This is a genomic window from Psychrobacter sp. CX16 (assembly GCF_057396245.1).
The window spans coordinates 1-23,214 of sequence record NZ_JBXYJF010000013.1; the positions used below are offsets into that span (position 1 = coordinate 1).

The following is a 23,214-nucleotide window of genomic DNA, read 5'->3' on the forward strand; positions in this document are numbered from 1 at the left end:
CATTTGAGTTTGAATATGAGAACGCCTTTCGAGTTTCATCAAAGTTATGGGTGTTCTGCATAGAAAAAACCAGATACACGGGGTATCTGGCTTGTTTTAAATCATCAACCTATTTTAGGACGAGACAGACCCTACAACATGAGCAGAGCTAAACTTGTCATAGCAGAAAGCCCGTAGGAAGTCTTATACTCTAACTTAAGTCTGCCATTATTTTAGGTGTAGTTTAACGCATAATGTCAATTTATGTATATCATCAGCCCATGACTTTTATTGAAAGCTATATCCAGAAAACTACTCACTAAACAGCTTTAACGTTAACAACGCTAAGACTATCTAAGTAGTACTTTCAATTAGCTGCCTTATGACTTTTTTAAACGTATATAACAAAGCCCACCAATTACTAAGTAAAAGGTGGGCTTTGTTAGCTTTATTCTAAAGACATCTAACGCATTAGACTTTAGTAGCCGTACATTACTGCCTGATTTATAGCATCTTGCTGACCTGAGGCTATTAATGCAAAACCTATAAGAATAAATGGTAAAGATATCAATGACTTAAGAAATGGTGATTTACATTTCTGCCAGCGAGTTATGATATAGTAAAGGCTAGCGAAAGGTAAAAATAAATACATTAAGCCCCAAGCTGTTGACTCCTGAAATGCAATAACAATCAATTTAATAGTGAATATCAGTGAAATAATACAACCTATAATTAATAAAATAGACCCTAATGCAGTCATTTCCTCTCCCTTTGAATAATAAAGAATCACTTCATAGCATCAGTGAGACTTGTTAAATAAAACTAATTTAACTTTAAATCAGTCTTCAAGAAATTATAATACCATCATAGTTTGGGAAAGTGTATCCTGACATTATTAAAAATTTTATTAAAATCAACCCTTCTTCCTATAAGGCTTCTAGCTTTATTTAAACTCATAGGTATTAACCGACTAATTTGGTGCGACGCGTCATTAAGAAGAACCACCTGTTAATGCCTCTAGCATCTCATTAATCTCAACTTTAAACTCTTTGTCTTCGATTTTGTTGGCATGCGTTTTGGCAAACTGTAAGCTTTCAATCGCTGCGTCGGTTTGGCCCAGTTGATGCTGCAATTCCGCTTTTGAAAAGGCAATGGATGCCAAATGGTCTTTGGAGTTAATCGCTTGTGCTTTCGCGAGGGCCTTATCATACAGCGCTAACGCTTCATCGAAATCTGCCGTAAAGTCGGCCAACGTCTCCCACTGTGCAGGATGGTCCTTATCTGTGCCTTCATGCGCTTGGCACAGTGCTTCAAGCTCAGTATATAGCTTATCGAATTCAGCCTGATCGCCTTTGTTATCCGCTTCCAATAGCTGCTCTGCTAATTGATATATCGACTTATATAGTTTGGTGTTAATCATTTTTTGCCTTGTTTATTTAGGAGTCTATCTAAAAATCCATTATATCTAACACTTATTATAGAACCTTGTTCCCATTGATGCAGGGCTATTTACACTCTTCTAGCAGATTCGCCTAGGTGACTGGACTTTTTGACAATACAAGACCAATGAGACTTGGATTATGCCGCCTTATTGTCTATATAATGATAAGATTAATGCCGGCAGGGACTTTTGAGTCTGCCAGTTTAGGACCTAAACTCACCTTGTTTATTATGTATGCAGGATTTTCATGACAGACACAGTAGCGCCTACCTTTATTCCAAAGATTATCTTTTTTGATATTGATGATACCTTAAGTCGAGACGGTATTATCGCACCGCATAACCAAGCGACTCTAGAACAGCTTGCAACCACTGATATTAAGCTGGTGATTGCCACTGGCCGCTCAAAATCCATCATTCCTAAAGATATTGTTCAGTTACTGGACTCAGATGTTCTCGATGCCATTGTCTGTACCAATGGTCAATATAGCTTTGATAAAAAAGGCATTATTAGTCACTATCCACTTAGCCGCGATCAAGCTAGCAGAATACATGAGCTGTGCATCCAAAAAAACGTGGTTCATAAGTTTGACTCTGACCGTCATCTGGCGTGGGCAAATGATAACGCGGCGATACGTGCTTTTATCGCGAATAACCCCAACGCCATCATAGATCCAGACTATTACCAGTCAAATGATGTCTATCAATGCTCTGTGTTTTTTAATAGTGAAACTCAAAGGCTCGAAGAGGTTAACTTTGCTAAGCGGGGATTAAAGCTTGTCTATTGGCACCATGTTGGCGGCGATATATTGCCTATAGAGGCATCTAAAGCGCGCGGTATTGTTGATGTTTGTGAGTATTTAAATATTGATATCAAAGATGCCATGGCGATTGGCGATGGCTATAATGATTTAGAGATGTTTGATGCCGTTGGCTATGCTGTCGCCATGGGTGACGCCCAGCCCACTCTCAAACTTAAGGCAGATTTGATCACCGGTACTATTGAAGAGTATGGACTGCAATCTGCGGTACAGCATTTTCTTGGTTGATTCTATCCCATTGGCTTTAATAGTTTGACAGCTAACCAAATAATGAAGATATCTTATTTAGTTAAATTGGGCTTAGTTTAAGTCAATTAGGGATGCCATTTTTTTAGCATCCGCTGTACCTACCGCATTTAATCCTGCAACTACACCCGCTCTGTCTGAGTCAGACTTATTTTGACTAAGTTTAAACTGCGCCTTTACTTTATCCATTTGTATATCAATACGAATACCCACAATGGCTCGGCACAACCCCTGAACATAGTTGTTAGGAGCATCTTTCAATGACCAAGGCTTGGGCTGATTCGACTCAAAGGTATGGGTAATACGAGTTAGAATATCAATCAGACTGTTTGCGTCATCTAATAGCTGAGCCTTACCACTAATATGTACGCTGCGGTAATTCCAAGTTGGTACCTGCTTATGTGTTTCTGCTTTACTCGGATACCAATTAGGGCTGATATAATGCCCTGCATCCTGAAAAATAACCAACCATTCCGTTAACAACAAATCAGAATTATTCAGTGGATTGACCTTAGCAATATGTCCTAGCAAATAGTCACATTGAGAATTATCCTCACCTTTAATCCACTGCATCGGCACATGACTGGCCTCAAGACCACTTGATGTTATCGCAATAATCGTTGCTAGCGGATGCTGTTCAATAAACGCCTTTAAAACTTCACTGTCATTTTGCTCAAAAGATTTCGGGATAAACAAGCGACACTCCAAAAAAGAAAACCGTTTAACATCATAAGTGTTAAACGGTTTTAATCATAGGTATTTCGCTATCGTTATCGCTATTAAACTTGCTTAACGATGATATAAATGGTTCGGATCGGTTGGCAAATACGTTTCTTTGTCCACAGCCCATGCCCCACTTCCGCGAACCCATAAATATAAGAAGATAAAACAGTACAACACTGCCCCTTCTCCTTCATTATTTAAAGGCAACCAAAAGTTATTAAGCTCAGCGTGGAATCCAAAATAAGCCACCGCCATCATTCCTGAACATAAAAAGGCCGCCAGTCTGGTCTGAAAGCCGATAAGTATCATTACTCCAAGTACTACCTCAAGCAGTCCCCCAAACCATCTAAACGAAAATAACTCTGGAAACATATGCTCGCTAACAGGAATACCAAACAGCTTCGTTGTTCCATTCAATAAAAAAGCATAGGCGGTGACAATTCGTAAGAGAGCTAAGACGTATGGTTCAAAACGCGACATGGAACTAAACAGCACTTTCATTGACTACTCCTTACATTCGCATGGTTTTAATACCTAATCTAGTCATTAACCTAACGAGAAAGCCAAGTCCAAACGTATCAAGTCAAATGCGACAAATAATAGATTTAATGAGCTTGAACGAGTCTAACAAGGATAGGTTATTTTATTGAATAAGGTTGATATAAAGACAATGACATTAAAAAAGCAGGGTGAGGTTGGGGGATAGCCAGCAATACTATACTCAAAGGTTCAAGCTACATACGAAAGACCAACCTACCCCCAATCATCCCTTTTAGTTTATAACTATTAGATTAGATTACATTGATTATTCTAATTTGACTAAGTCAAAATTGTTTAACTTTTGTTTAATAATAGGTTTGCCTCACAACCTTATCCCTATTCCTATAACGCTGGTCTTATAATCCTGCCTTTAAGCTGGCTTCAATAAACTGATCTAGATCACCATCTAATACCGCTCCTGTATTAAAGGTCTCAACACCTGTGCGTAAGTCTTTAATGCGTGAGTCATCGAGTACATACGAGCGAATTTGACTGCCCCAACCGACATCCGACTTATTATCCTCAACCGCTTGTTGTTTCTCCATTCGCTTTTGCATCTCAAGCTCATACAGCTTAGCACGCAGCATCTTCATCGCTGTAGCCTTGTTGCCATGTTGGCTACGCTCATTCTGACACTGTACGACAATATTGGTCGGCTCATGTGTAATACGTACCGCAGAGTCGGTTGTATTGACATGCTGACCACCGGCACCGCTCGAGCGATAAGTATCAATGCGCAGATCTGCAGGATTAATATCAATGTCGATATCATCATCAATTTCAGGGGACACAAATACCGCGGCAAACGAAGTATGACGCCCATTATTGCTATCAAAAGGCGACTTACGCACTAAACGATGCACCCCCGTTTCGGTACGTAGCCAACCAAACGCATAATCACCTGATACTTTAAAGGATGCTGACTTAATGCCCGCCACACTGCCAGCAGAGACTTCAGTGATATCGACCTTAAAGCCATGCGCTTCACACCAGCGCGTATACATCCGAAGTAGCATTTCTGCCCAATCTTGCGCCTCAGTGCCGCCACTACCCGACTGAATATCAACGAAGCAGTTATTGGCATCCATCTCACCGTTGAACATACGCTTAAATTCGAGATCTTCAACTTGAGCCTGTGCAGCATTTAACTCACTTTGCACATCAATAAGTAGACTCTCGTCATCCGCCTCTACTGCTAGATCTAGCATGGCGGCCGCGTCTTCTAAGGTAGTTTCTAACCCTGTTATGGTATTAATCACGCCATCTAACTGGCTTTTTTCTTTACTGATTTTGGTCGCCCGCTCTGGATCATTCCAAAGCTCTGGGTTCTCCATTTCAAGGTTCACTTCTTCTAGACGCTCTGACTTACCATCAAAGTCAAAGATACCTCCGCAGATCCTGCGCACGGTCGGTTAAGTCTTTGATTTGTTCTTGATATTGATTGATTTCCATTGATATTCCTAAGGTTTTAAAAAGTTGTAAGGGTTATAAAAGAATAGAAAGGGTACTAAATTAAAGTAGGACTGACGCTAACACATTAGATGTTCTTAATTCCGATATTTAAAGCGACCAGTCTTCAACTGCCCAGCGGTGCGCTAAGGCATGGGCATGAAGCACATTGTCTGGCGTAACTGCGATAGCCACATCCGCCCACTCGAGCAAGGGCAGATCATTTTTTGAATCAGAATAAGCATACGTTTTATCATAGGTGATGCCTTGCTCTTGCTGTCTATCCAGCCACTTTTTCAGATGATAGAGCTTACCGTCTTTGAAGTTTGGCTTGTCCGTAAGCTTACCGGTATAGCGGTTATTTTTGACCTCAAGTGGCGTTGCCAATACTTTGGCCTGCTCGATACCGAAGCGTTCAGCAATGGCACACACCACAAAGTCATTCGTCGCCGAAATAATAACCACCTCATGACCAGCCTCCAAATGATGACGCAAGGTACTGATCGCTTGGGGGCGCATATGCGGTTCGATCTCCGTTTTGATATAGTCTTCACGTAGCTCACACAGTCTGTCCATCGGTAAGCTACTTAAAAACTGCGCCACAAATTCATTGTATTCTGTCGCATCTAAGGTGCCTTCGATATATTCTTCATAAAAGCGCTGGTTCGCTGTGCGATACTCTGCCTCATCAACCAAACCGTTTTTAACAATATATTCTCCCCAAAGATAATCACTATCGACATCCAATAACGTATGATCTAAGTCAAATAAAGCCAATTCTTTTGATTGCATAAAATACCTTTTTAAAAACACTTTTATAAGTGATTGAATATATTAGGGTCTGTTAACCCTTAACCTGAGTGTGAAAGTGGTGCGGTTTAGCCGTGATTGCAGCGGATATACTTGGTGACGCAAAAGGCTGAGGCGTGAGCTTTAGACCGTTCTCGCGGTAGCAGGAACGGGGTAAAACCACACGCCTCGCCTTATGCTAGCCAAGATAGTAGCGAAAAGCGCGATAAGCTCCAAACTCTAAGCTTTATATTTATAAGCTAATTGCTGGCTTAATAATTTTACGCTTTATACATTTTAGCTCTATAACTATTAATGCTATAACCCTAATCAGGCAGTGGCATCTCTTCAAGACCTGTCTTAAACTCTTGACACTTATGAGCGTAATGTAAGGCGGACATCTTAAGCATCGCCACTTGCGCATCACTTAATGTTTTGACGACTTTGGCCGGTGACCCCATCACCAGTGAGTTATCTGGAATCTCTTTGCCTTCAGTGACCAATGCTTTTGCGCCGATAATACAGTTTTTACCGATTTTCGCATTATTGAGTACCACGGAACCAATACCGATTAGGCTGTTTTCACCAATGCTACAGCCATGCAACATCGCCAAATGACCAATGGTCACATAATCGCCGATAGTCACTTCGATACCTGCATCGGTATGAATCACCACATTTTCTTGCACATTGCTAAAGTCGCCAATATTAATGCGGGCATTATCACCTCGAATCACCGCCCCAAACCAAACGCTGGCTTTATGACCGAGTGACACATCGCCAATGACTCGGGCAGTATCAGCAACCCAACCTTCAAAAGGCGTCGCAAACTGAGGAGCTTTATCCAAATACTTATATATCATGTTGAAAATCCTTTTAATTGGTTTACGTTTTACTTTTAATTGCATACGTCTTAACGTTTAAAAGTCTAATCCGGTTATTTTATTATATTGTATACTATCTTTTTATGAGCATTATCCAATCATTTATTATAATGTCAATTTATTGTCCGTTGTACTCGTGCTATTATCTGCTCCATCTATCAAAACACTTTTTCATTGCCTTTTTATAGTCATATTTTTATAGTCATATTATTAATGTTTAAAACATTAATAACTAAACTGCTCTAATTAAAATGACTAAATCTTCTGGATACCCTATGCGTCATTTTTTATTCGATTTTATTTTTACTATTTTGTGTTTAATCGTCGCAGCGTGGTGGGGCTTCTCACATGGTGGCGTCCCCGGCTTGGGTAAGGCGCTTGCCATTACGGTCATCTTAGCGATTATGGAAATATCGTTGTCTTTTGATAATGCGGTGGTCAATGCCTCTATTTTAAAAGGCTGGAATGACTTCTGGAAAAAGATATTTTTAACAATTGGCATTCTGGTAGCCGTCTTCGGTATGCGTTTGGTATTCCCTATTGTTATCGTGGCAGTAACCGCCAATTTAGGCTTCTTTGAGGTCATTCAACTTGCCTTAAATGAGCCTGCCCAATATGCCCAGCATCTCAACGCGCATCATGCTGAGATTTCTGCGTTTGGTGGAATGTTTTTGTTACTGGTCTTCTTAACCTTCTTATTTGGCGATAAAGACGTCCTTTGGTTTAAATGGTTTGAGGGTAAACTGAGACGATTTAGCAAAGTGGATGCCATGAGTACCTTTGTGGCCATTGTGGTATTGATGATCTCTTTAAGCTGGGTCGATGACGCTCATCAGTCGGTTATATTAATGGCCGGTATCTGGGGTATTTTAGTGTATCTGGGAGTCAATGTACTCTCGAGCATGCTTGAGGGTAGCAGCGATGCGGATGATGTCGAGGTGCTAACGGATGCGAAAGGCAATGTCATTACCAATACATCAGGCGTCTCCTCGACGATATTAAAGGGCGGTATCGCGGGCTTTATTTATCTTGAAGTATTAGATGCCTCATTTAGTTTTGACGGGGTGATTGGTGCCTTTGCGATTACCAACGATGTGATTATCATTATGTTGGGCTTGGCAATTGGTGCGATGTTTGTGCGCTCGATGACGATTTTCTTAGTAGATAAAGGCACGTTAAATGAATTTGTTTACTTAGAACATGGCGCCCATTATGCAATTGGGGCATTGGCAATTATTATGCTATTGTCCATGAAGTTTCATGTACCTGAGCTGGTGACTGGGCTTATTGGAGTGGCGTTTATTGGATTGTCTTTATTTAATTCGATCCAATATCGCAAACATGAACAGGCCAATGAATAAAAGTCTATCAAAACTTAAGCCACCACTTTTAAGGTTTCGTTTTGTTAAGCTTAAGAACCTTCTTTTAAGAAAAAGTTTTTAGGAAATAGTTGATGCGATACACATATTCTTCCGCCCTATTATTATCAGGTGCCATGATGGCGACTTGCCCTGCTTATGCCGGCAGCTCCGATATCGAAACGGCTGGCGATATCGTGATGGTAGCCATCCCTGCTGTTGCCTATGGCTCGACCTTTTATATGAACGACGAGGAAGGACGCAACCAGTTTTATAAATCTTTCGCGACCAATGCGGTGGCGACCTATGGTCTAAAAGAGCTTGTTGATAAAGAACGTCCTGATCACAGTGATGATGACTCTTTTCCATCAGGTCACACCTCTATCGCCTTTCAGGGTGCCAGCTTTATTCATAAACGCTATGGCTGGGAAGTTAGTATCCCAGCCTATATTGGTGCGACTTTTGTTGGCTATAGCCGGGTAGAGGCAGATAAGCATCATACTTCTGACGTACTGGCCGGCGCTGCTCTTGGTGTGGCAAGTAGTCTGTTTTTTACTAAAAGCTATGACAATGACAATCTACACATCAGTGCCAATCTCGCACCTGAGTCATACCAGTTAGCCGTACACTATCAGTTCTAAGCACTTTATTAATAATATTAGCTCATTATTAATAACAGATAAACAGTGCGATTGGAATTTGTTAGAGTCACCCCCATCTAGCCTATTACCAATACAAAGAAAATATTCGACCTGCGTGGATATATTTTTAATGATTGCCTAGCCATTTAGAGTCAGGTTTTGTATAATATGCAAAATCTGTACCTAAGCGAGTAGACATGACACAGTTTGCAACACTCACTAATGACCTATCCTTTAGTGATTTTGTTGTTTCCTGTCATTGGTCTACTCGCTTTTTTGTGGCTGAAATTTGTTAAATCAAATTTTATTGAGCAGAAAAACAGTCGTAATTTTCACAAATATCAGGTCATGATAAACACGAATAACAAGGGTGGTAATATGGGCGTACAACAAGACACAACTCACACTAATTTAAATCAGGCGGAAGCTGTATTGGCCTTGGCTGACGGCAGCATTTTTCGCGGCATCTCAATTGGTGCAAGCGGTCACCGCATCGGTGAGGTGGTATTTAACACCTCAATGACGGGCTATCAAGAAATTCTGACTGACCCAAGCTATGCCAAACAAATTGTCACCCTAACCTATCCACATATTGGTAACACAGGTACCAATAGTGAAGATGCCGAATCTGGCGATATTTATCAAAAGCATCAAATTTGGGCAGAAGGTTTGATTATTCGTGATGCTACCATGACCACCTCAAACTTCCGTAATTCAGAAAGCTTATCCGATTATCTTATTCGTCAAGAAACCGTTGCGATTGCTGAAATTGATACCCGTAAGTTGACCCGTATTCTGCGTGATAAAGGCGCTCAAAACGGCTGTATTCTGACCGCAAGCAATGGTGATACCCTAAGTGATGACGACATCGCAAAAGCGCTAGAGTTGGCCAAAGGTTTTGAAGGACTTGAGGGCATGGATCTTGCAAAAGAGTGCACTCATCCAGAAGGCTTTGAGTGGACAGCAGGTACATGGGAATTAGCGGACCGCGGCGTACACGGTGTAACCGAAAGTGATACTGGCGGCTACTACAAACAACTAGGCGAGCACATCGAACATAAATATGATGTGGTGGCGTATGACTTCGGCACCAAGACCAATATCTTACGTATGCTGGTCGACATCGGCTGTAAGGTGACAGTTGTGCCTGCCACCACCCCAATTGCTGACGTATTAGCGATGAATCCAGATGGTATCTTCTTATCAAATGGCCCTGGTGACCCTGCTGCTTGTGATTATGCCATCGATGCGGTGCGTCATATTATTGAAGAGACGGATATTCCAACCTTTGGTATTTGCTTAGGTCATCAGTTGGTTGGTCTAGCAAGTGGCGCGAAGACCTTGAAAATGAAAACCGGTCACCACGGTGCTAACCACCCTGTGCAGGATTTAGAAACCAAGTCAGTGATGATTACCAGTCAGAACCACGGCTTTGCGGTTGATGAATCAACGCTTCCTGACAACATCAAGCCCACGCATCGCTCATTATTTGATGGCACTAATCAGGGGATTGAGCTGACCAATAAGCCGGTATTTAGCTTCCAAGGTCACCCTGAAGCCAGTCCTGGACCTCATGATGCTGCGCCTTTATTTAAGAAGTTTGCAGACATGATGGCCGCTGCTAAGCAAGGTTAATCAAGCATATTTATTTGCTTAAGCTCAAGTTGCACTCATAAATACCAGCAGAATTAAATAAGCAGAATTAAATAAATAGAAGAGAGACTTATGCCAAAACGTACCGACATAAAAAGCATCCTAATCATCGGCGCCGGCCCTATCGTTATCGGCCAAGCATGTGAGTTTGATTACTCAGGTGCTCAGGCGTGTAAAGCGCTTCGTGAAGAAGGCTACCGCGTTATCCTTGTTAACTCAAACCCAGCAACTATCATGACTGACCCTGTCATGGCAGATGCCACGTATATTGAACCCATTACTTGGCAAACCGTCGAGCAAATTATTGACAAAGAACGTCCAGACGCCATTTTGCCTACCATGGGCGGTCAGACAGCGCTTAATTGTGCGCTAGATTTAGACAAAAATGGCGTATTAAAAAAATACAATGTAGAGCTTATCGGTGCGACCAAAGACGCCATCGAAATGGCAGAAGACCGCGACCTATTTGACCAAGCGATGAAACGTATTGGTCTTGAATGTCCGCGAGCTGAAATTGCCGAAACCATGGAGCAAGCTTTTGAGATCCAAGCAAGCTTAGGCTTCCCCTGTATTATCCGTCCTTCCTATACCATGGGTGGCTCTGGCGGCGGTATCGCCTACAACCGTGACGAATTTATCGAAATTTGTGAGCGTGGCTTTGATCTATCCCCTACTCACCAGTTATTGATTGATGAATCGCTGATTGGCTGGAAAGAATATGAAATGGAGGTAGTACGTGACAAAAATGATAACTGTATCATTGTCTGTGCTATCGAAAACGTTGACCCGATGGGCGTGCACACTGGTGACTCAATCACTGTTGCCCCAGCACAAACGCTAACGGATAAAGAATATCAGATCATGCGTAACGCCTCATTAGCGGTACTGCGTGAGATTGGTGTTGAAACCGGCGGTTCAAACGTACAATTCGGCGTGAACCCGAAAACAGGCCGCATGGTCGTGATTGAGATGAACCCACGTGTGTCACGCTCCTCTGCTCTGGCTTCAAAAGCGACAGGGTTCCCTATCGCAAAAATCGCTGCAAAACTTGCAGTTGGCTATACGCTTGATGAGCTTCAAAATGACATCACTGGCGGTAAAACACCAGCAAGCTTTGAGCCATCAATTGATTATGTAGTGACTAAGATTCCTCGTTTTAACTTCGAGAAATTCCCCCAAGCAGAAAACATCTTATCGACACAGATGAAATCTGTTGGTGAAGTCATGGCTATCGGCCGTAATTTCCAAGAGTCTATGCACAAAGCACTGCGCGGCTTAGAGACTGGTGCTGATGGCTTTGATGAACAAATCGATTTCGCCGCATTAAAAGCAGGCAAAATCAGCGAAGATAAAATCAAAGCGGAAATCACAAACCGCCTGACTGTGCCAACACCTGAGCGTATCTTCTATTTAGCAGACGCTTTCCGTTTGGGTATGAGTGTTGATGACGTCTTTAAATTTACCAATATCGACCCATGGTTCTTAGTACAAATTGAAGACATCGTTAAAACCGAAGAGCAAGTAAAACTACTAGGTTTCGGCGGCATCACTGCTAAGAACTTACGTCAATTCAAACGCAAAGGCCTATCAGATTTACGTCTGGCCAAATTACTTGGCGTATCGCAAAAGCAGCTGCGTAAAAAGCGTTGGGACTTAGAAGTTCACCCTGTTTATAAGCGTGTGGATACCTGTGCTGCTGAGTTTGCAACCTCTACAGCATACATGTACTCAACCTATGATGAAGAGTGTGAAGCCAACCCAACTGATAACAAAAAAATCATGGTTATCGGCGGTGGTCCAAACCGTATTGGTCAAGGTATTGAGTTCGACTACTGCTGTGTGCATGCCGCCCTTGCTATGCGTGAAGACGGTTATGAAACCATCATGGTGAATTGTAACCCTGAAACAGTATCAACCGATTATGATACCTCAGACCGTCTGTACTTTGAGTCAATCACGTTAGAGGATGTGCTAGAGATCGTACGTATCGAGAAGCCAGAAGGCGTTATCGTACAGTTTGGTGGTCAGACACCGCTTAAATTAGCACGTAGCTTAGAAGCAGCTGGCGTTAACATCATTGGTACCTCTCCTGACGCTATCGACCGTGCAGAAGACCGTGAGCGTTTCCAGCATATGATTCAACAGCTAAACCTGATTCAGCCACCGAACGCGCTAGCGACTAGCATGGAAGATGGCCTGATGAAGGCAAGCAGCGTTGGCTATCCATTAGTGGTTCGTCCGTCATACGTTCTTGGCGGCCGTGCGATGGAAATTGTTTATAACGAAGATGAGCTTAAGCACTACTTGCGTACTGCGGTACGTGCATCAAACGAAGCACCTGTCCTACTAGACCGCTTCTTAGACGATGCGATCGAAGTAGACGTAGACTGTGTGAGCGATGGTAATGAAGTGGTTATCGGCGGTATCATGCAGCACATTGAGCAAGCCGGCGTTCACTCAGGTGACTCAGCTTGTTCATTACCTCCTTACTCATTGTCTGATGAGATTTGTGATGAGATGCGCGCTCAAACTGTTTCTATGGCTAAAGAGCTTGGCGTGGTCGGTCTGATGAACGTCCAATTTGCAGTAAAAGATGGCACGGTTTATATTCTAGAAGTGAACCCTCGTGCCGCGCGTACAGTACCTTTTGTCTCCAAATGTATCGGTACATCATTGGCTCAAGTGGCCGCACGCTGCATGGCAGGCACATCGTTACAAGACCAGAAATTTACCAAAGAAATTAAGCCAGCCTTCTTTGCGGTTAAAGAATCGGTATTCCCATTTGCTAAGTTCCCAGGTGTTGACCCTATCTTAAGCCCTGAGATGAAGTCTACTGGTGAGGTTATGGGCGTTGGTAAGACTTTTGGTGAGGCCTTCTATAAAGGTATTATCGGTACAAACGAGCGTCTACCAGGTCTACCAGAAGAAGGCGAAATCAAAACCGTCTTCTTATCGGTGCGTGACAGCGACAAGCCAAACTTACCACCGATTGCTAAGCAATTGATTGATTACGGCTTTAAACTGGTTGCCACCTCAGGTACTGAGAAATATCTAAACGAGCAAGGTATTGAGTGCGCACGTATTAACAAAGTAACCGAAGGCCGCCCACACATTGTCGATGCCTTGAAAAATGGTGAAATAGACCTTATTATCAATACAACTGAGGGCAAACAAGCACAAGAAGATTCGTTCTCTATTCGCCGTAACGCCTTACAGAGCAAGGTTTTCTACGTAACTACACTAGGCGCTGCTGATGCTGTATGTAAGTCATACGCCATTGATCTACCATTTGATGTGTATAAGTTACAAACCTTACATGCTCAAGCAGATACTGCTGAATAATTGACATTGTGCTATTAAACAAGCAAAATTAGCGTTTAACAAACCCTATTTTGCAGCGTTATTATTATTTGAATTCATTGCTAATCGATCACGTCGGTTAGCAATTTTTTATAAGGGTCTGTTCTGTTTTTTGATTAATACAGCTTTGAGTTAAGACTCCTTTTAGCTAAGACAGTACCCATTAACATCTCATGAATTTTGCACACAACACCATCCAAAAGGCTGGTGTTGTGGTGTTTTTTTATCTATCAATTTGTTTATCTGAGGAAAATGATATGCAACGCTACCCTATGACTCCGCAAGGACACGCTACATTAGAGGCAGAACTTAAACAGCTTAAGTCTGTTGATCGTCCACGCATTACTGCCGCTATCGCAGAAGCGCGCGAACATGGCGACTTAAAAGAAAATGCTGAATATCATGCTGCCCGCGAACAACAAGGCTTTTGTGAAGCCCGTATCCGCGACATCGAAGCTAAGTTATCTGGTGCTCAAGTCATTGATCCTGCTGAGCTACCAAGAGAGGGCCGCGTCGTCTTTGGTGTGACCGTAGTCATAGAGAATCTAGATACCGAAGAGCAAAAGCGCTATAAAATCGTCGGTGATGACGAAGCTGATTTTAAAAACAACAAAATCTCAATCAACTCCCCTATCGCTCGCGGCCTAATCGGTAAAGAAGAAGGCGATGAAGCGCGTATCCAAACCCCAAGTGGTGTGGTCGAATTCGAAGTGGTTGAAGTCATTTACGAATAACCCGTAGCTGCTGTTAATCAGGTTGCCTAACTAACGAATGCTTTTTGAGTAATAAGATAAAAGTAGCCATTGGCGCTGGGTTCAAAAAATTGTTCACATTAATTAACAAATGGTTTATTATCTATAAACCTGAACTCTAGCGTCACTTGCAAAACATATGCGTTTGATGTTAAGTTACAAAACACAAACAAACGCAAATTTACTTGTGACACTTTGTGTGTATCTTACACTCTTGATGTTTTATAGCTATTCGAACCAGTTTAAGTATTATGTTTAATATGAAAAATGCATAGTCTTATGAGTTTGAATTATTAAATTAATAAATGCTTACGAGGCAATTATGAAGATATTCTCATCCACATTATGTGCGCTAGCATGTATGGTTGGAGCTACCTCATTAGGTCATGCTACTGATTCTAAGCAGACTATTAGCGTTAACAGTTCAAGCGACATCGATGTGGTACTTAACGAATTATCGCGTCAGCAAAAACAAGCCCCTTCGCTTATTCAGACTTCATTTGAGCCATCCTCTCTTGCAGAGAATAGCAGCTTAATTAGCGGCAAGTCATCAAACGCTGTTGAGCAAGATGACGATTTGTTATCTCATCTAACTCTAGTAGCATCAAATGCAGTAAGCCGTTTTAAACAAAGTGGCCGTGCATCTTGGTACGGTGGCAAATTCCATGGCCGTAAAACTGCCAGTGGCGAGCCGTTCAACATGCATTCAATGACAGCAGCACACCCCTCTTTACCGTTTAACACATATTTAAAAGTAACCAATAAAAACAACGGTAAAAGCGTTGTGGTTAAAGTAAATGACCGTGGTCCTTTCCATGGTAACCGTGTATTAGATTTATCTTATGGCGCTGCCAAAAAGATTGGTCTGGTGAAACGTGGTATTGCAAACGTTGCTATTGAAAAGGTAAGCTCGCCTTAGTCAATAGCTAAGTTAGTGTAAGCTGTAAAGATATGAGTAAGATACAAAAGAAGGCCTGCCATTGCAGGTCTTTTTTGTGCCTATTTAATTATCATTTATCTAAACTATTTATTTATGGCCTTTGTAATATTCAAAGTGTTTTAGCTAATCGCCCTCGTCTCTAACCTATGAATTCAAGGCATTAACATAGCAGCGATGCTTGTTAAAAAAAACCAAGTTCGTTATGATGGATGGGTTAAAGCTATAGCATGCTTATATTATGTTAGTCACAGGGGCGCCATTTGGCTGAGATGTACCCTTTGAACCTGATCCAGATTATACTGGCGTAGGGAGTGTATAGTAGTCGCGGTTCTCTTATTTTATTGGTGCTAGCCTTATTTTGCGTTAGCCGCCGTTACGCTTTGTCTTCTCACGCCCTCTTTATCCACATGGAGGGAATATGCAATCTCAACTGATTCATTCTTGTATTACCAATCTCAAACAACTATCCCCCTTAGTCCATAACATCACTAACTTTGTTGCCAATAACACTGCTGCCAATATATTACTGGCTGCCGGTGCATCCCCTGCTATGGTCTGCGATATCAAAGAAGCGCCTGAGTTTGTGCTATTAGCACGTGCTTTGACTATTAATATCGGTACGCTTACCCAAGACTCTTTAAGCAGTATGCTTGCAACAACCAAGGTCGCTCATGAGAACCATATTCCTTGGGTATTAGACCCTGTTGCCGTGGGTGCTACTACATTTCGTCAACAGGCGTGTCAGGAACTCATTAAATTCAAGCCAGACGTGATTCGTGGTAATGCTTCAGAGATTTTGGCTCTAGCCGGTATGAATAGTCAAAGCAAAGGCGCAGACAGTGGCGATAGCGTAGATGCCGCCAAAGCAGCCGCTAAAGTATTAACACAATATGCCAAAGTTGTGGTGGTCACCGGTGCGGTAGATTGGGTAGCGACTGACTCGCAAGGATGGTCAATTCATCACGGCCATCCTTTAATGGCACGTGTTACCGCTACCGGCTGCGGCCTGACATCCTTAATAGGCGCCTTTATCGGCGCCAATCATACTAAGCGTCCTGTTTCTACTGACGCCATCGCTGCAGCGACTGTCTCTGCGCTATGTTATTACGGACAAGCTGGCGAAATTGCGGCTCAAAAAGCCGAGGGCGCTGGCAGCTTTTATGTTCATTTCTTAGACGCCTTATATAATATAGATGCAGACAGGGTAAGTAAAAATGCAAAAATTAATATTTAAATAATGAGACTAACTCAATAGTGATGCTTTATCAGATTCATTACTCATATCATCCATAATAAAATAATTAATAAACCATTATGACTAATAATATGATTACTCAAAAAAATAAGTCCGCAGATGCCTTAGCCTTATATCTTGTGACAGACAGTAGACTAACGGCACAGCGTGGATTAATTGAAACCGTCATGGCTGCTATTGACGGTGGCGTTACCCTTGTACAACTGCGTGATAAACATGCTAGCGACGATAGCTTATATCGACAAGCCTGTTCGCTAAAAGAAGCCATCAATGGACGCGTGCCGTTAGTGATTAATGACCGAGTATTGATTGCCAAAAAAGCAAAGCTTGATGGCGCTCATATTGGCCAAGGCGACTTAAGTGTAATCGAGGCACGCCAAATCCTAGGGCCGGAGGCGTGGCTAGGACTGTCTATTAATAATATGGCTGAATTAAATAATGCGCACAATCAGGATTTAGCCCAACTCGATTACTTTGGTATGGGGCCTGTGTTTGCTACCCGTACTAAACCGGACCATTCAGCACCGATTGGCGTTGAGGGCTTAAAACAGTTATCGCAAGCCAGCCAACTACCAACGGTTGGCATTGGCGGCATTCAGTTAAATAATGCAAAAGACGTTTATCAAACAGGCTGTGATGGTATTGCGGTGGTCTCTGCCATTTGCGCCGCTGCTGACCCAAAGCAAGCAAGTGCTGATTTATTAGCCTGTCGTTCACTCTAAGGAGGTTTTTATGATTACTAATATCTTAAGTATCGCAGGAACAGATTGTACCGGTGGCGCTGGTATTCAAGCGGATATTAAGGCTATTAGCGCCAATGGGAGCTATGCCATGAGCGTCATAACTGCCGTCGTCGCTCAAAACACCCAAGGCGTGCAACAGATTGAGATGATGCCAATCGACTTAATTCGTGCTCAGATTGATTCTGTGTTTACCGACGTACAAGTCGATGCTGTCAAAATAGGTATGCTCGGTAATGCAGAGGTTATCAACTGCGTGGCAGAAGCCTTAGCTAAGTACAAGCCAAGTAAAGTGGTACTTGATCCAGTAATGGTCGCCAAAAGCGGTGACAGATTATTAGACAATGATGCCGTCACTGCCTTACGCAATAGGTTAATTCCGCAAGTGAACCTAATCACTCCAAACCTGCCAGAAGCAGCTGATTTATTGGGAACGGCTGAAGCAAGCAATCGTGATGACATGATTCACCAAGCCCAACAATTGGGCGTGCCAACTTTCTTAAAGGGTGGTCATTTAGAGAGCAACGACTCACCGGATTTATTATGTATTGATGATTCGTTTTATTGGCTTGAAGGCAAACGTATCCCAACCAAAAACAGTCATGGTACGGGCTGTACTTTATCTTCGGCCATTGCCACCTTTTGGGGACAAGGCGACACCCTTGATGAGGCGTGTAGAAAAGCCAAAGACTATTTAACCGGTGCGCTGAGTGAAGCTGACACACTCAATGTTGGTCACGGTCATGGACCGGTACATCATTTTTATAAATACTACTAGGCCCTCACTATGTCTACGCTCAAAAAAGGACTACCCTCCCCTTATGTGATGCTTATTATCGCACCTCTATTGTGGGCGACCAGTAATATCACAGGAAAATTAGGCAAAGGATGGCTAACTCCCTATGAGATGACTTTTTTTCGTTGGTTTTTGGCAGCACTGATTCTAAGCTTTGCTGCCAAACGCTTTATTCGTCAAGACTGGACGATGCTCAAGAAGCACTGGTTATGGTTGTTTGTGGTCGGGGGTAGCGGTTTCGCTCTATTTAACTTAGTGCTGTATAGCGCATTTTCACTCGGTGCAACAGTAGTCAATGTCTCGATTATTACCGCACTTATTCCTACTGGCGTGATTTGTATTACCGCCTTACTGTATAAAGATAAGACACATCCGCTACAGTGGTTCGGAGTTGCTATCGCATTTGCAGGAGTACTGTGGATATTAACCGGTGGTCAACCCTTTACGCTAGTAAACTATAAATTTGCGCTAGGTGACTCTCTAGCACTGATGACCACCGCTATCTATATCGGGTATTCAGTCGCTCTACGCCATGCACCAAAGATACACTGGGCAAGTATGATGTGGGCGATGAGCTTAGCAGGACTTATCGTGTCTGTCCCATTTTATGGTTATGATTTAATACATAATGGCTTACATTTCCCTGACTGGAAAGGCTGGTTACTGCTACTCTATATCGCTATATTTATCTCGATCATCTCCAAGCTTTTTTATATGGAGAGTGTGATTCAAATCGGTGCTGATAGAGCCTCTTTAACCATGAATCTATTGCCCGTATTTGGTGCCGTCATGGGCGTATTATTTTTCCAAGACGAGTCTATGACTACCAATCATGTGATTGCTTTGGCACTGGTGATGACCGGCATCTTCTGTTCAGAATATGGTGCTCATCTAAAGCGCCAAGCCAGCAATACACTACTTAGTAGACCCTAGAAGCTAAGAATAAAAACCAAATAAAGGTTTATTTAAATCTCGAAAGCTCTATCAATCGCATCATCTAGTCGATCAGCCGTAATCACATTAATACCCTCAAATTGCCCCATTAAATCTTTTGGGGCATTGGCTTTGGGCACAATAGCATGCTTAAAACCATGTTTCATCGCCTCTTTTAAACGCTCTTGACCGTTTGGCACAGGGCGTATTTCTCCTGAAAGCCCCACCTCACCAAAGACTGCTAAGGAGGATGGTAGTGGTTTCTCTTTAATGCTCGAAGCACAGGCCAATAACACAGCCAAATCAGAGCCTGTCTCCATCACTTTAACACCGCCGACCACGTTGACATACACATCCTGCCCACTGGTATGAATACCGCCATGACGGTGCATGACTGCAAGCAGCATCGCCAAACGCTGGGGGTCTAAGCCTAATGCCATACGTCTGGGCTGACCAGCTGAATCATCCACCAAGGCCTGCACCTCGACCAATAACGGACGTGTGCCTTCACGGCTGACCATGACCACAGAGCCTGATATGGGCTTATCGTAACGACTTAAAAATATCGCTGACGGGTTCGCCACCTCTTTCAGGCCTGTATCGGTCATGCCAAAGATGCCAAGCTCATTGACCGCACCAAAACGGTTTTTGACAGCACGAATCATTCTAAATCGTGAGTCAGACTGACCCTCAAAGTACAATACCGTATCGACCATATGCTCAAGCACACGAGGGCCTGCCAATGTACCCTCTTTGGTTACGTGACCGACCAAGAATAGCGCCGTACCTGTTTGTTTTGCATAACGCGTTAGCATAGCCGCTGACTCACGGATTTGACTGACGCCGCCGGGTGCTGAATTAATCGCGTCAGTATAAATCGTCTGAATAGAGTCAATGATGGCCACTGCTGGCTGCTCTTGGGTTAAAGCAGCACAAATAGTCTCAACATTGGTCTCTGTCATAACCTTTAGGTGCTCGCTTGGCAATCCTAGACGCTGAGCACGCATAGCGACTTGTGATAAAGACTCCTCACCTGTGACATAGAGCGCGCTACCGGACAATGATTCTGGATCTGCCATGTTTGCTGCCGTTTGCAGCAAAATGGTTGATTTACCGATACCTGGGTCACCACCAATAAGTACTACCGAACCGGCTACTAAGCCGCCCCCTAATACTCGATTAAACTCGCCGATACCGGTAGGCAACCGTGTATCAAAAGTGACATTTACTGAATTTAAGGTAACCACACCGCTTTGTGAGCCGGAATAGTTGGCACGATCTCCAGCCTTAACGCCGCCAGATTTCTCCCCAACATGACTGGCTGGCACCGGTGCTTTATTAGCAGCTTTATGATGCGGCAAGCTGACATTCGGTGCTTCAACCAGCGTGTTCCATTCACCGCAATCTGAGCACTGCCCTGCCCATTTACCAAAATAGGCACCACAATTTTGACAGACATAACTGGTTTTTGATTTCGCCATAATTTAGACCTTTATAGTTTGATAAATGAGCACCATTAGCCGCTTATTAAAGGGGATAACAGAAATTTTAGAGTTAAAAATAGCCGGCTTATCAGGCCAGCTATTATCAAATTGCGTATAGAGCAAGGCGGACAATTAGCACAGTGCTTGGAAGTCTCGTCCCAAGTACACCTCTTTCACCAACTCGTTATTCAAGATTTCATCAGGCGTGCCGTTGGCAATAATGGCGCCTTCACTCACGATATATGCGCATTCACAAATGGCAAGCGTTTCACGTACGTTGTGATCAGTAATCAATACGCCAATACCACGATGTTTTAGCGCAATAATTACATCTTTAATATCACTGACTGAAATCGGATCAACACCAGCGAACGGCTCATCTAATAAAATAAACTTAGGATCAGCCGCCAGCGCACGGGCAATCTCACAGCGGCGACGCTCCCCACCTGATACACTCATACCTAACGAATGACGGACATGACCCAAGTTAAATTCAGAAATCAGTTTCTCAAGCTCACTTTTCTGCGCCGCTTTATCCAAATCTTTTCGAGTTTGCAAAATGGCCATGATATTATCTTGTACAGATAGTTTGCGAAAGATAGACGCTTCCTGCGGCAGATAGCCGATACCAGCACGTGCACGCTCATGCATGGCATATTTAGACAAGTCTTGGTCACCTAATTTAACCACGCCCTTATCCATATTCACCAGACCAACTACCATATAAAAACTGGTGGTTTTACCGGCACCGTTTGGCCCTAGCAGACCCACAACCTGACCTTGCTCAACACTAAATGACACATCCTTAACCACCCAGCGCTTACCATAGCGTTTGGCTAAGCTGCGCATGGTTAATGTGGTCGTTTGGTTGTTTGACGTAGAGACAGGTCGCGTATCTGTTACCTGGTCGGCGTTAATCTGCTGAGTGGCCATAACTTATCTTACTCCTCTACGGCTATTCGATTCACTTGGTGGGAAAATAAGCTCTACACGTTGGCTACCACCGGCTGTGGCTTCCACATCACCCACTTTTAAGCTGTAGCGAATCTCATTACCTGAGAAGCTGGCTCCGTTCTGGGTTAACTTAGCATTACCCGTTAGCGTCACGATACCGTTTTGGGCATTGTAATCAATTTTATTTGCTTGACCTTTGGCAAGGCCTTTCTCTTTGGTCACCACTTGCTGCATTGTCGCTGGACGACCCGTAGCAATGGCCGAGCGAATGCTACGATTATCGGATAGATTAACGGTAATATTATCCGCTGCAAGCTTCAACGTCCCTTGGGTAATGGTGACATTACCTGAATAAGAAGTCACCCCAGTGCGCTCACTATAAGTTGCTTTGTTTGCCAACAAACGGATGGGCTGCTGCGCATCAGACGGCAAAGCATAAGCATTAAATGAAGCCACTGCTATCATTGTGGTAACAGCCACCATTGTTACTTTTCTGGCTTGATTTAATAGAGTGTTTGCAAGGTGCTGCGCTATGGTATTAGAGCGTTGATTCACAGTGTCGTTCCTAAGATTATGGCCTAAAAATAAGGTCTAATATTTTATATGATATGGTCTTTATATGGGGGTATTGCTCCGCCTATTCAATTAGGCAAAGAGCGATATAGTTTAGCATCTATCTTATTATATCGTTAGCTGCTCGCCTAACCTATCTGCGTTATGGCTTATCTATAAATTGAGTTTATAAGCTAACTGTTATTGGTTTAAAGAATGAATGATATTGCAAGATATGATCGATTTAGAATACAGGTTGGTCATTACGCGCAGGCGGCATAAAAGTGACAGCAACCTGCTCAAACTCATAATCACCTGTACTCATATCTGCCTTAAAACTTGCTGAATCAAAGCTATTTTCAGCTTGAGTCACCTCAATCGGCTTATCGCTATAGACTTTTTTGGCCTTTAAATCACCAATCAGCTCCTCAGCAACCAGCTTCATTGGCGGCTTAACATCTCCTTGTGCATCTGTCGACTGATGACTCGAGAAGAGCACATTGTTGGTCATAACCACTTTGGACTGCTCATGATATATGGTCGCTTCATCAGCATTTACTACTACATTTCTGTCAGCATTGGGGCGCCAGTTTAATGTCATACCATTCATTTTATCAGAATTCTCAGCTGCATAATGCGTTAGGTCGTCGGCAGTTAGTGAGTATTCTGCATAGCCATTTTCATTAGTTTGCACCGCTAAGATATCGGTTGCTTCATATTCGATATTGGTTTCAGAGAGGTTAATCACAGAGTCAAGCTCGCCCTGATTGCGATAGAACCAAACCGCAAACACCGTCACTAACAGCGATAAGATAAATAAGAAACGCGTATTCATTAAACCTCTTTGTCACTACAAAAAATCATTAGGTTAACTATACCACGCTGCACCATTGAGGCGCTCAGAGTTATGGTTTAGTTCACTAAA

At 42.9% G+C, this 23,214-nt stretch carries 22 protein-coding genes and 1 riboswitch; of the genes, 11 read left to right on the forward strand and 11 right to left on the reverse strand.

Annotation, left to right across the window (positions count from 1 at the left end; translation table 11 throughout):
• Window positions 1-457: 457 nt before the first annotated feature.
• Both AC2SLM_RS06320 and AC2SLM_RS06325 read right to left on the reverse strand, forming a co-directional pair.
• Window positions 458-739, reverse strand: a complete 282-nt coding sequence (locus AC2SLM_RS06320; RefSeq protein WP_486552679.1) for a hypothetical protein — start codon at window positions 737-739, stop codon at window positions 458-460.
• A 231-nt stretch (window positions 740-970) separates the two neighbouring features.
• Complete coding sequence (locus AC2SLM_RS06325; protein WP_486552681.1) at window positions 971-1,399, reverse strand: tetratricopeptide repeat protein; 429 nt, start codon at window positions 1,397-1,399, stop codon at window positions 971-973.
• A 268-nt stretch (window positions 1,400-1,667) separates the two neighbouring features.
• On the opposite strand from AC2SLM_RS06325, the gene AC2SLM_RS06330 reads away from it, so the two are divergent.
• Window positions 1,668-2,468, forward strand: a complete 801-nt coding sequence (locus AC2SLM_RS06330; RefSeq protein ID WP_486552682.1) for a Cof-type HAD-IIB family hydrolase — start codon at window positions 1,668-1,670, stop codon at window positions 2,466-2,468.
• 72 nt (window positions 2,469-2,540) lie between these two features.
• Here the strand turns inward: AC2SLM_RS06330 and AC2SLM_RS06335 are convergent, their stop codons facing one another.
• The 5 genes from AC2SLM_RS06335 to AC2SLM_RS06355 form a co-directional block, all read right to left on the reverse strand.
• Window positions 2,541-3,182, reverse strand: a complete 642-nt coding sequence (locus tag AC2SLM_RS06335) for an FMN-binding negative transcriptional regulator (protein ID WP_486552684.1) — start codon at window positions 3,180-3,182, stop codon at window positions 2,541-2,543.
• A gap of 93 nt (window positions 3,183-3,275) precedes the next feature.
• On the reverse strand, window positions 3,276-3,710 hold the full coding sequence (locus AC2SLM_RS06340; RefSeq protein WP_486540887.1) for a DoxX family protein: 435 nt from the start codon (window positions 3,708-3,710) through the stop codon (window positions 3,276-3,278).
• Window positions 3,711-4,105: 395 nt separating this feature from the next.
• Window positions 4,106-5,201, reverse strand: a protein-coding gene (gene prfB, locus AC2SLM_RS06345; protein WP_486552686.1) for a peptide chain release factor 2 whose coding sequence is annotated in 2 segments (ribosomal slippage) — window positions 4,106-5,128 and window positions 5,130-5,201 — 1,095 coding nt in all. Because the reading frame shifts where the segments join, the coding sequence is not laid out codon by codon here.
• 108 nt (window positions 5,202-5,309) lie between these two features.
• On the reverse strand, window positions 5,310-5,990 hold the full coding sequence (locus tag AC2SLM_RS06350; RefSeq protein ID WP_486552687.1) for an HAD family hydrolase: 681 nt from the start codon (window positions 5,988-5,990) through the stop codon (window positions 5,310-5,312).
• Between the two features lie 323 nt (window positions 5,991-6,313).
• Window positions 6,314-6,850: a gamma carbonic anhydrase family protein gene (locus AC2SLM_RS06355; protein ID WP_486552689.1), complete on the reverse strand. Its 537-nt coding sequence runs from the start codon at window positions 6,848-6,850 to the stop codon at window positions 6,314-6,316.
• Between the two features lie 296 nt (window positions 6,851-7,146).
• On the opposite strand from AC2SLM_RS06355, the gene AC2SLM_RS06360 reads away from it, so the two are divergent.
• The 10 genes from AC2SLM_RS06360 to AC2SLM_RS06405 all read left to right on the forward strand — a co-directional run bounded on the left by AC2SLM_RS06360 (window position 7,147) and on the right by AC2SLM_RS06405 (window position 19,299).
• A complete protein-coding gene (locus AC2SLM_RS06360) occupies window positions 7,147-8,232 on the forward strand; it encodes a DUF475 domain-containing protein (RefSeq protein ID WP_486552690.1) in 1,086 nt (361 codons plus the stop codon).
• A gap of 92 nt (window positions 8,233-8,324) precedes the next feature.
• A complete protein-coding gene (locus AC2SLM_RS06365) occupies window positions 8,325-8,870 on the forward strand; it encodes a phosphatase PAP2 family protein (protein WP_486552692.1) in 546 nt (181 codons plus the stop codon).
• A 378-nt stretch (window positions 8,871-9,248) separates the two neighbouring features.
• Window positions 9,249-10,505 (forward strand): glutamine-hydrolyzing carbamoyl-phosphate synthase small subunit, encoded by a 1,257-nt coding sequence (gene carA / locus AC2SLM_RS06370; RefSeq protein ID WP_486552694.1) that lies wholly within the window; start codon window positions 9,249-9,251, stop codon window positions 10,503-10,505.
• Window positions 10,506-10,595: 90 nt separating this feature from the next.
• Entirely contained in the window at window positions 10,596-13,865 is a 3,270-nt protein-coding gene (gene carB / locus AC2SLM_RS06375) for a carbamoyl-phosphate synthase large subunit (RefSeq protein WP_486552695.1), read from the forward strand.
• A gap of 275 nt (window positions 13,866-14,140) precedes the next feature.
• On the forward strand, window positions 14,141-14,617 hold the full coding sequence (gene greA / locus AC2SLM_RS06380; RefSeq protein ID WP_486552697.1) for a transcription elongation factor GreA: 477 nt from the start codon (window positions 14,141-14,143) through the stop codon (window positions 14,615-14,617).
• Between the two features lie 340 nt (window positions 14,618-14,957).
• Window positions 14,958-15,554, forward strand: a complete 597-nt coding sequence (locus tag AC2SLM_RS06385; RefSeq protein ID WP_486552698.1) for a septal ring lytic transglycosylase RlpA family protein — start codon at window positions 14,958-14,960, stop codon at window positions 15,552-15,554.
• 260 nt (window positions 15,555-15,814) lie between these two features.
• Window positions 15,815-15,903: riboswitch (TPP riboswitch) on the forward strand.
• Window positions 15,904-15,993: 90 nt separating this feature from the next.
• Window positions 15,994-16,809, forward strand: coding sequence for a hydroxyethylthiazole kinase (gene thiM / locus AC2SLM_RS06390; protein WP_486540904.1), 816 nt, complete (start codon window positions 15,994-15,996; stop codon window positions 16,807-16,809).
• A 92-nt stretch (window positions 16,810-16,901) separates the two neighbouring features.
• Complete coding sequence (gene thiE, locus AC2SLM_RS06395; RefSeq protein ID WP_486540906.1) at window positions 16,902-17,552, forward strand: thiamine phosphate synthase; 651 nt, start codon at window positions 16,902-16,904, stop codon at window positions 17,550-17,552.
• Window positions 17,553-17,562: 10 nt separating this feature from the next.
• Window positions 17,563-18,348 carry a bifunctional hydroxymethylpyrimidine kinase/phosphomethylpyrimidine kinase gene (gene thiD / locus AC2SLM_RS06400; RefSeq protein WP_486540908.1) on the forward strand — a complete coding sequence of 262 codons (786 nt, stop codon included), beginning with the start codon at window positions 17,563-17,565 and terminating at the stop codon, window positions 18,346-18,348.
• A gap of 9 nt (window positions 18,349-18,357) precedes the next feature.
• Window positions 18,358-19,299 (forward strand): DMT family transporter, encoded by a 942-nt coding sequence (locus AC2SLM_RS06405; RefSeq protein WP_486552699.1) that lies wholly within the window; start codon window positions 18,358-18,360, stop codon window positions 19,297-19,299.
• 32 nt (window positions 19,300-19,331) lie between these two features.
• Here the strand turns inward: AC2SLM_RS06405 and radA are convergent, their stop codons facing one another.
• The 4 genes from radA to lptC form a co-directional block, all read right to left on the reverse strand.
• Complete coding sequence (gene radA / locus AC2SLM_RS06410; RefSeq protein ID WP_486552701.1) at window positions 19,332-20,780, reverse strand: DNA repair protein RadA; 1,449 nt, start codon at window positions 20,778-20,780, stop codon at window positions 19,332-19,334.
• 135 nt (window positions 20,781-20,915) lie between these two features.
• Window positions 20,916-21,632: an LPS export ABC transporter ATP-binding protein gene (lptB, locus tag AC2SLM_RS06415; protein ID WP_486540951.1), complete on the reverse strand. Its 717-nt coding sequence runs from the start codon at window positions 21,630-21,632 to the stop codon at window positions 20,916-20,918.
• Between the two features lie 87 nt (window positions 21,633-21,719).
• Window positions 21,720-22,220 (reverse strand): lipopolysaccharide transport periplasmic protein LptA, encoded by a 501-nt coding sequence (lptA, locus tag AC2SLM_RS06420; RefSeq protein WP_486552780.1) that lies wholly within the window; start codon window positions 22,218-22,220, stop codon window positions 21,720-21,722.
• Between the two features lie 313 nt (window positions 22,221-22,533).
• On the reverse strand, window positions 22,534-23,124 hold the full coding sequence (lptC, locus tag AC2SLM_RS06425; RefSeq protein WP_486552702.1) for an LPS export ABC transporter periplasmic protein LptC: 591 nt from the start codon (window positions 23,122-23,124) through the stop codon (window positions 22,534-22,536).
• Window positions 23,125-23,214 lie beyond the last annotated feature (90 nt).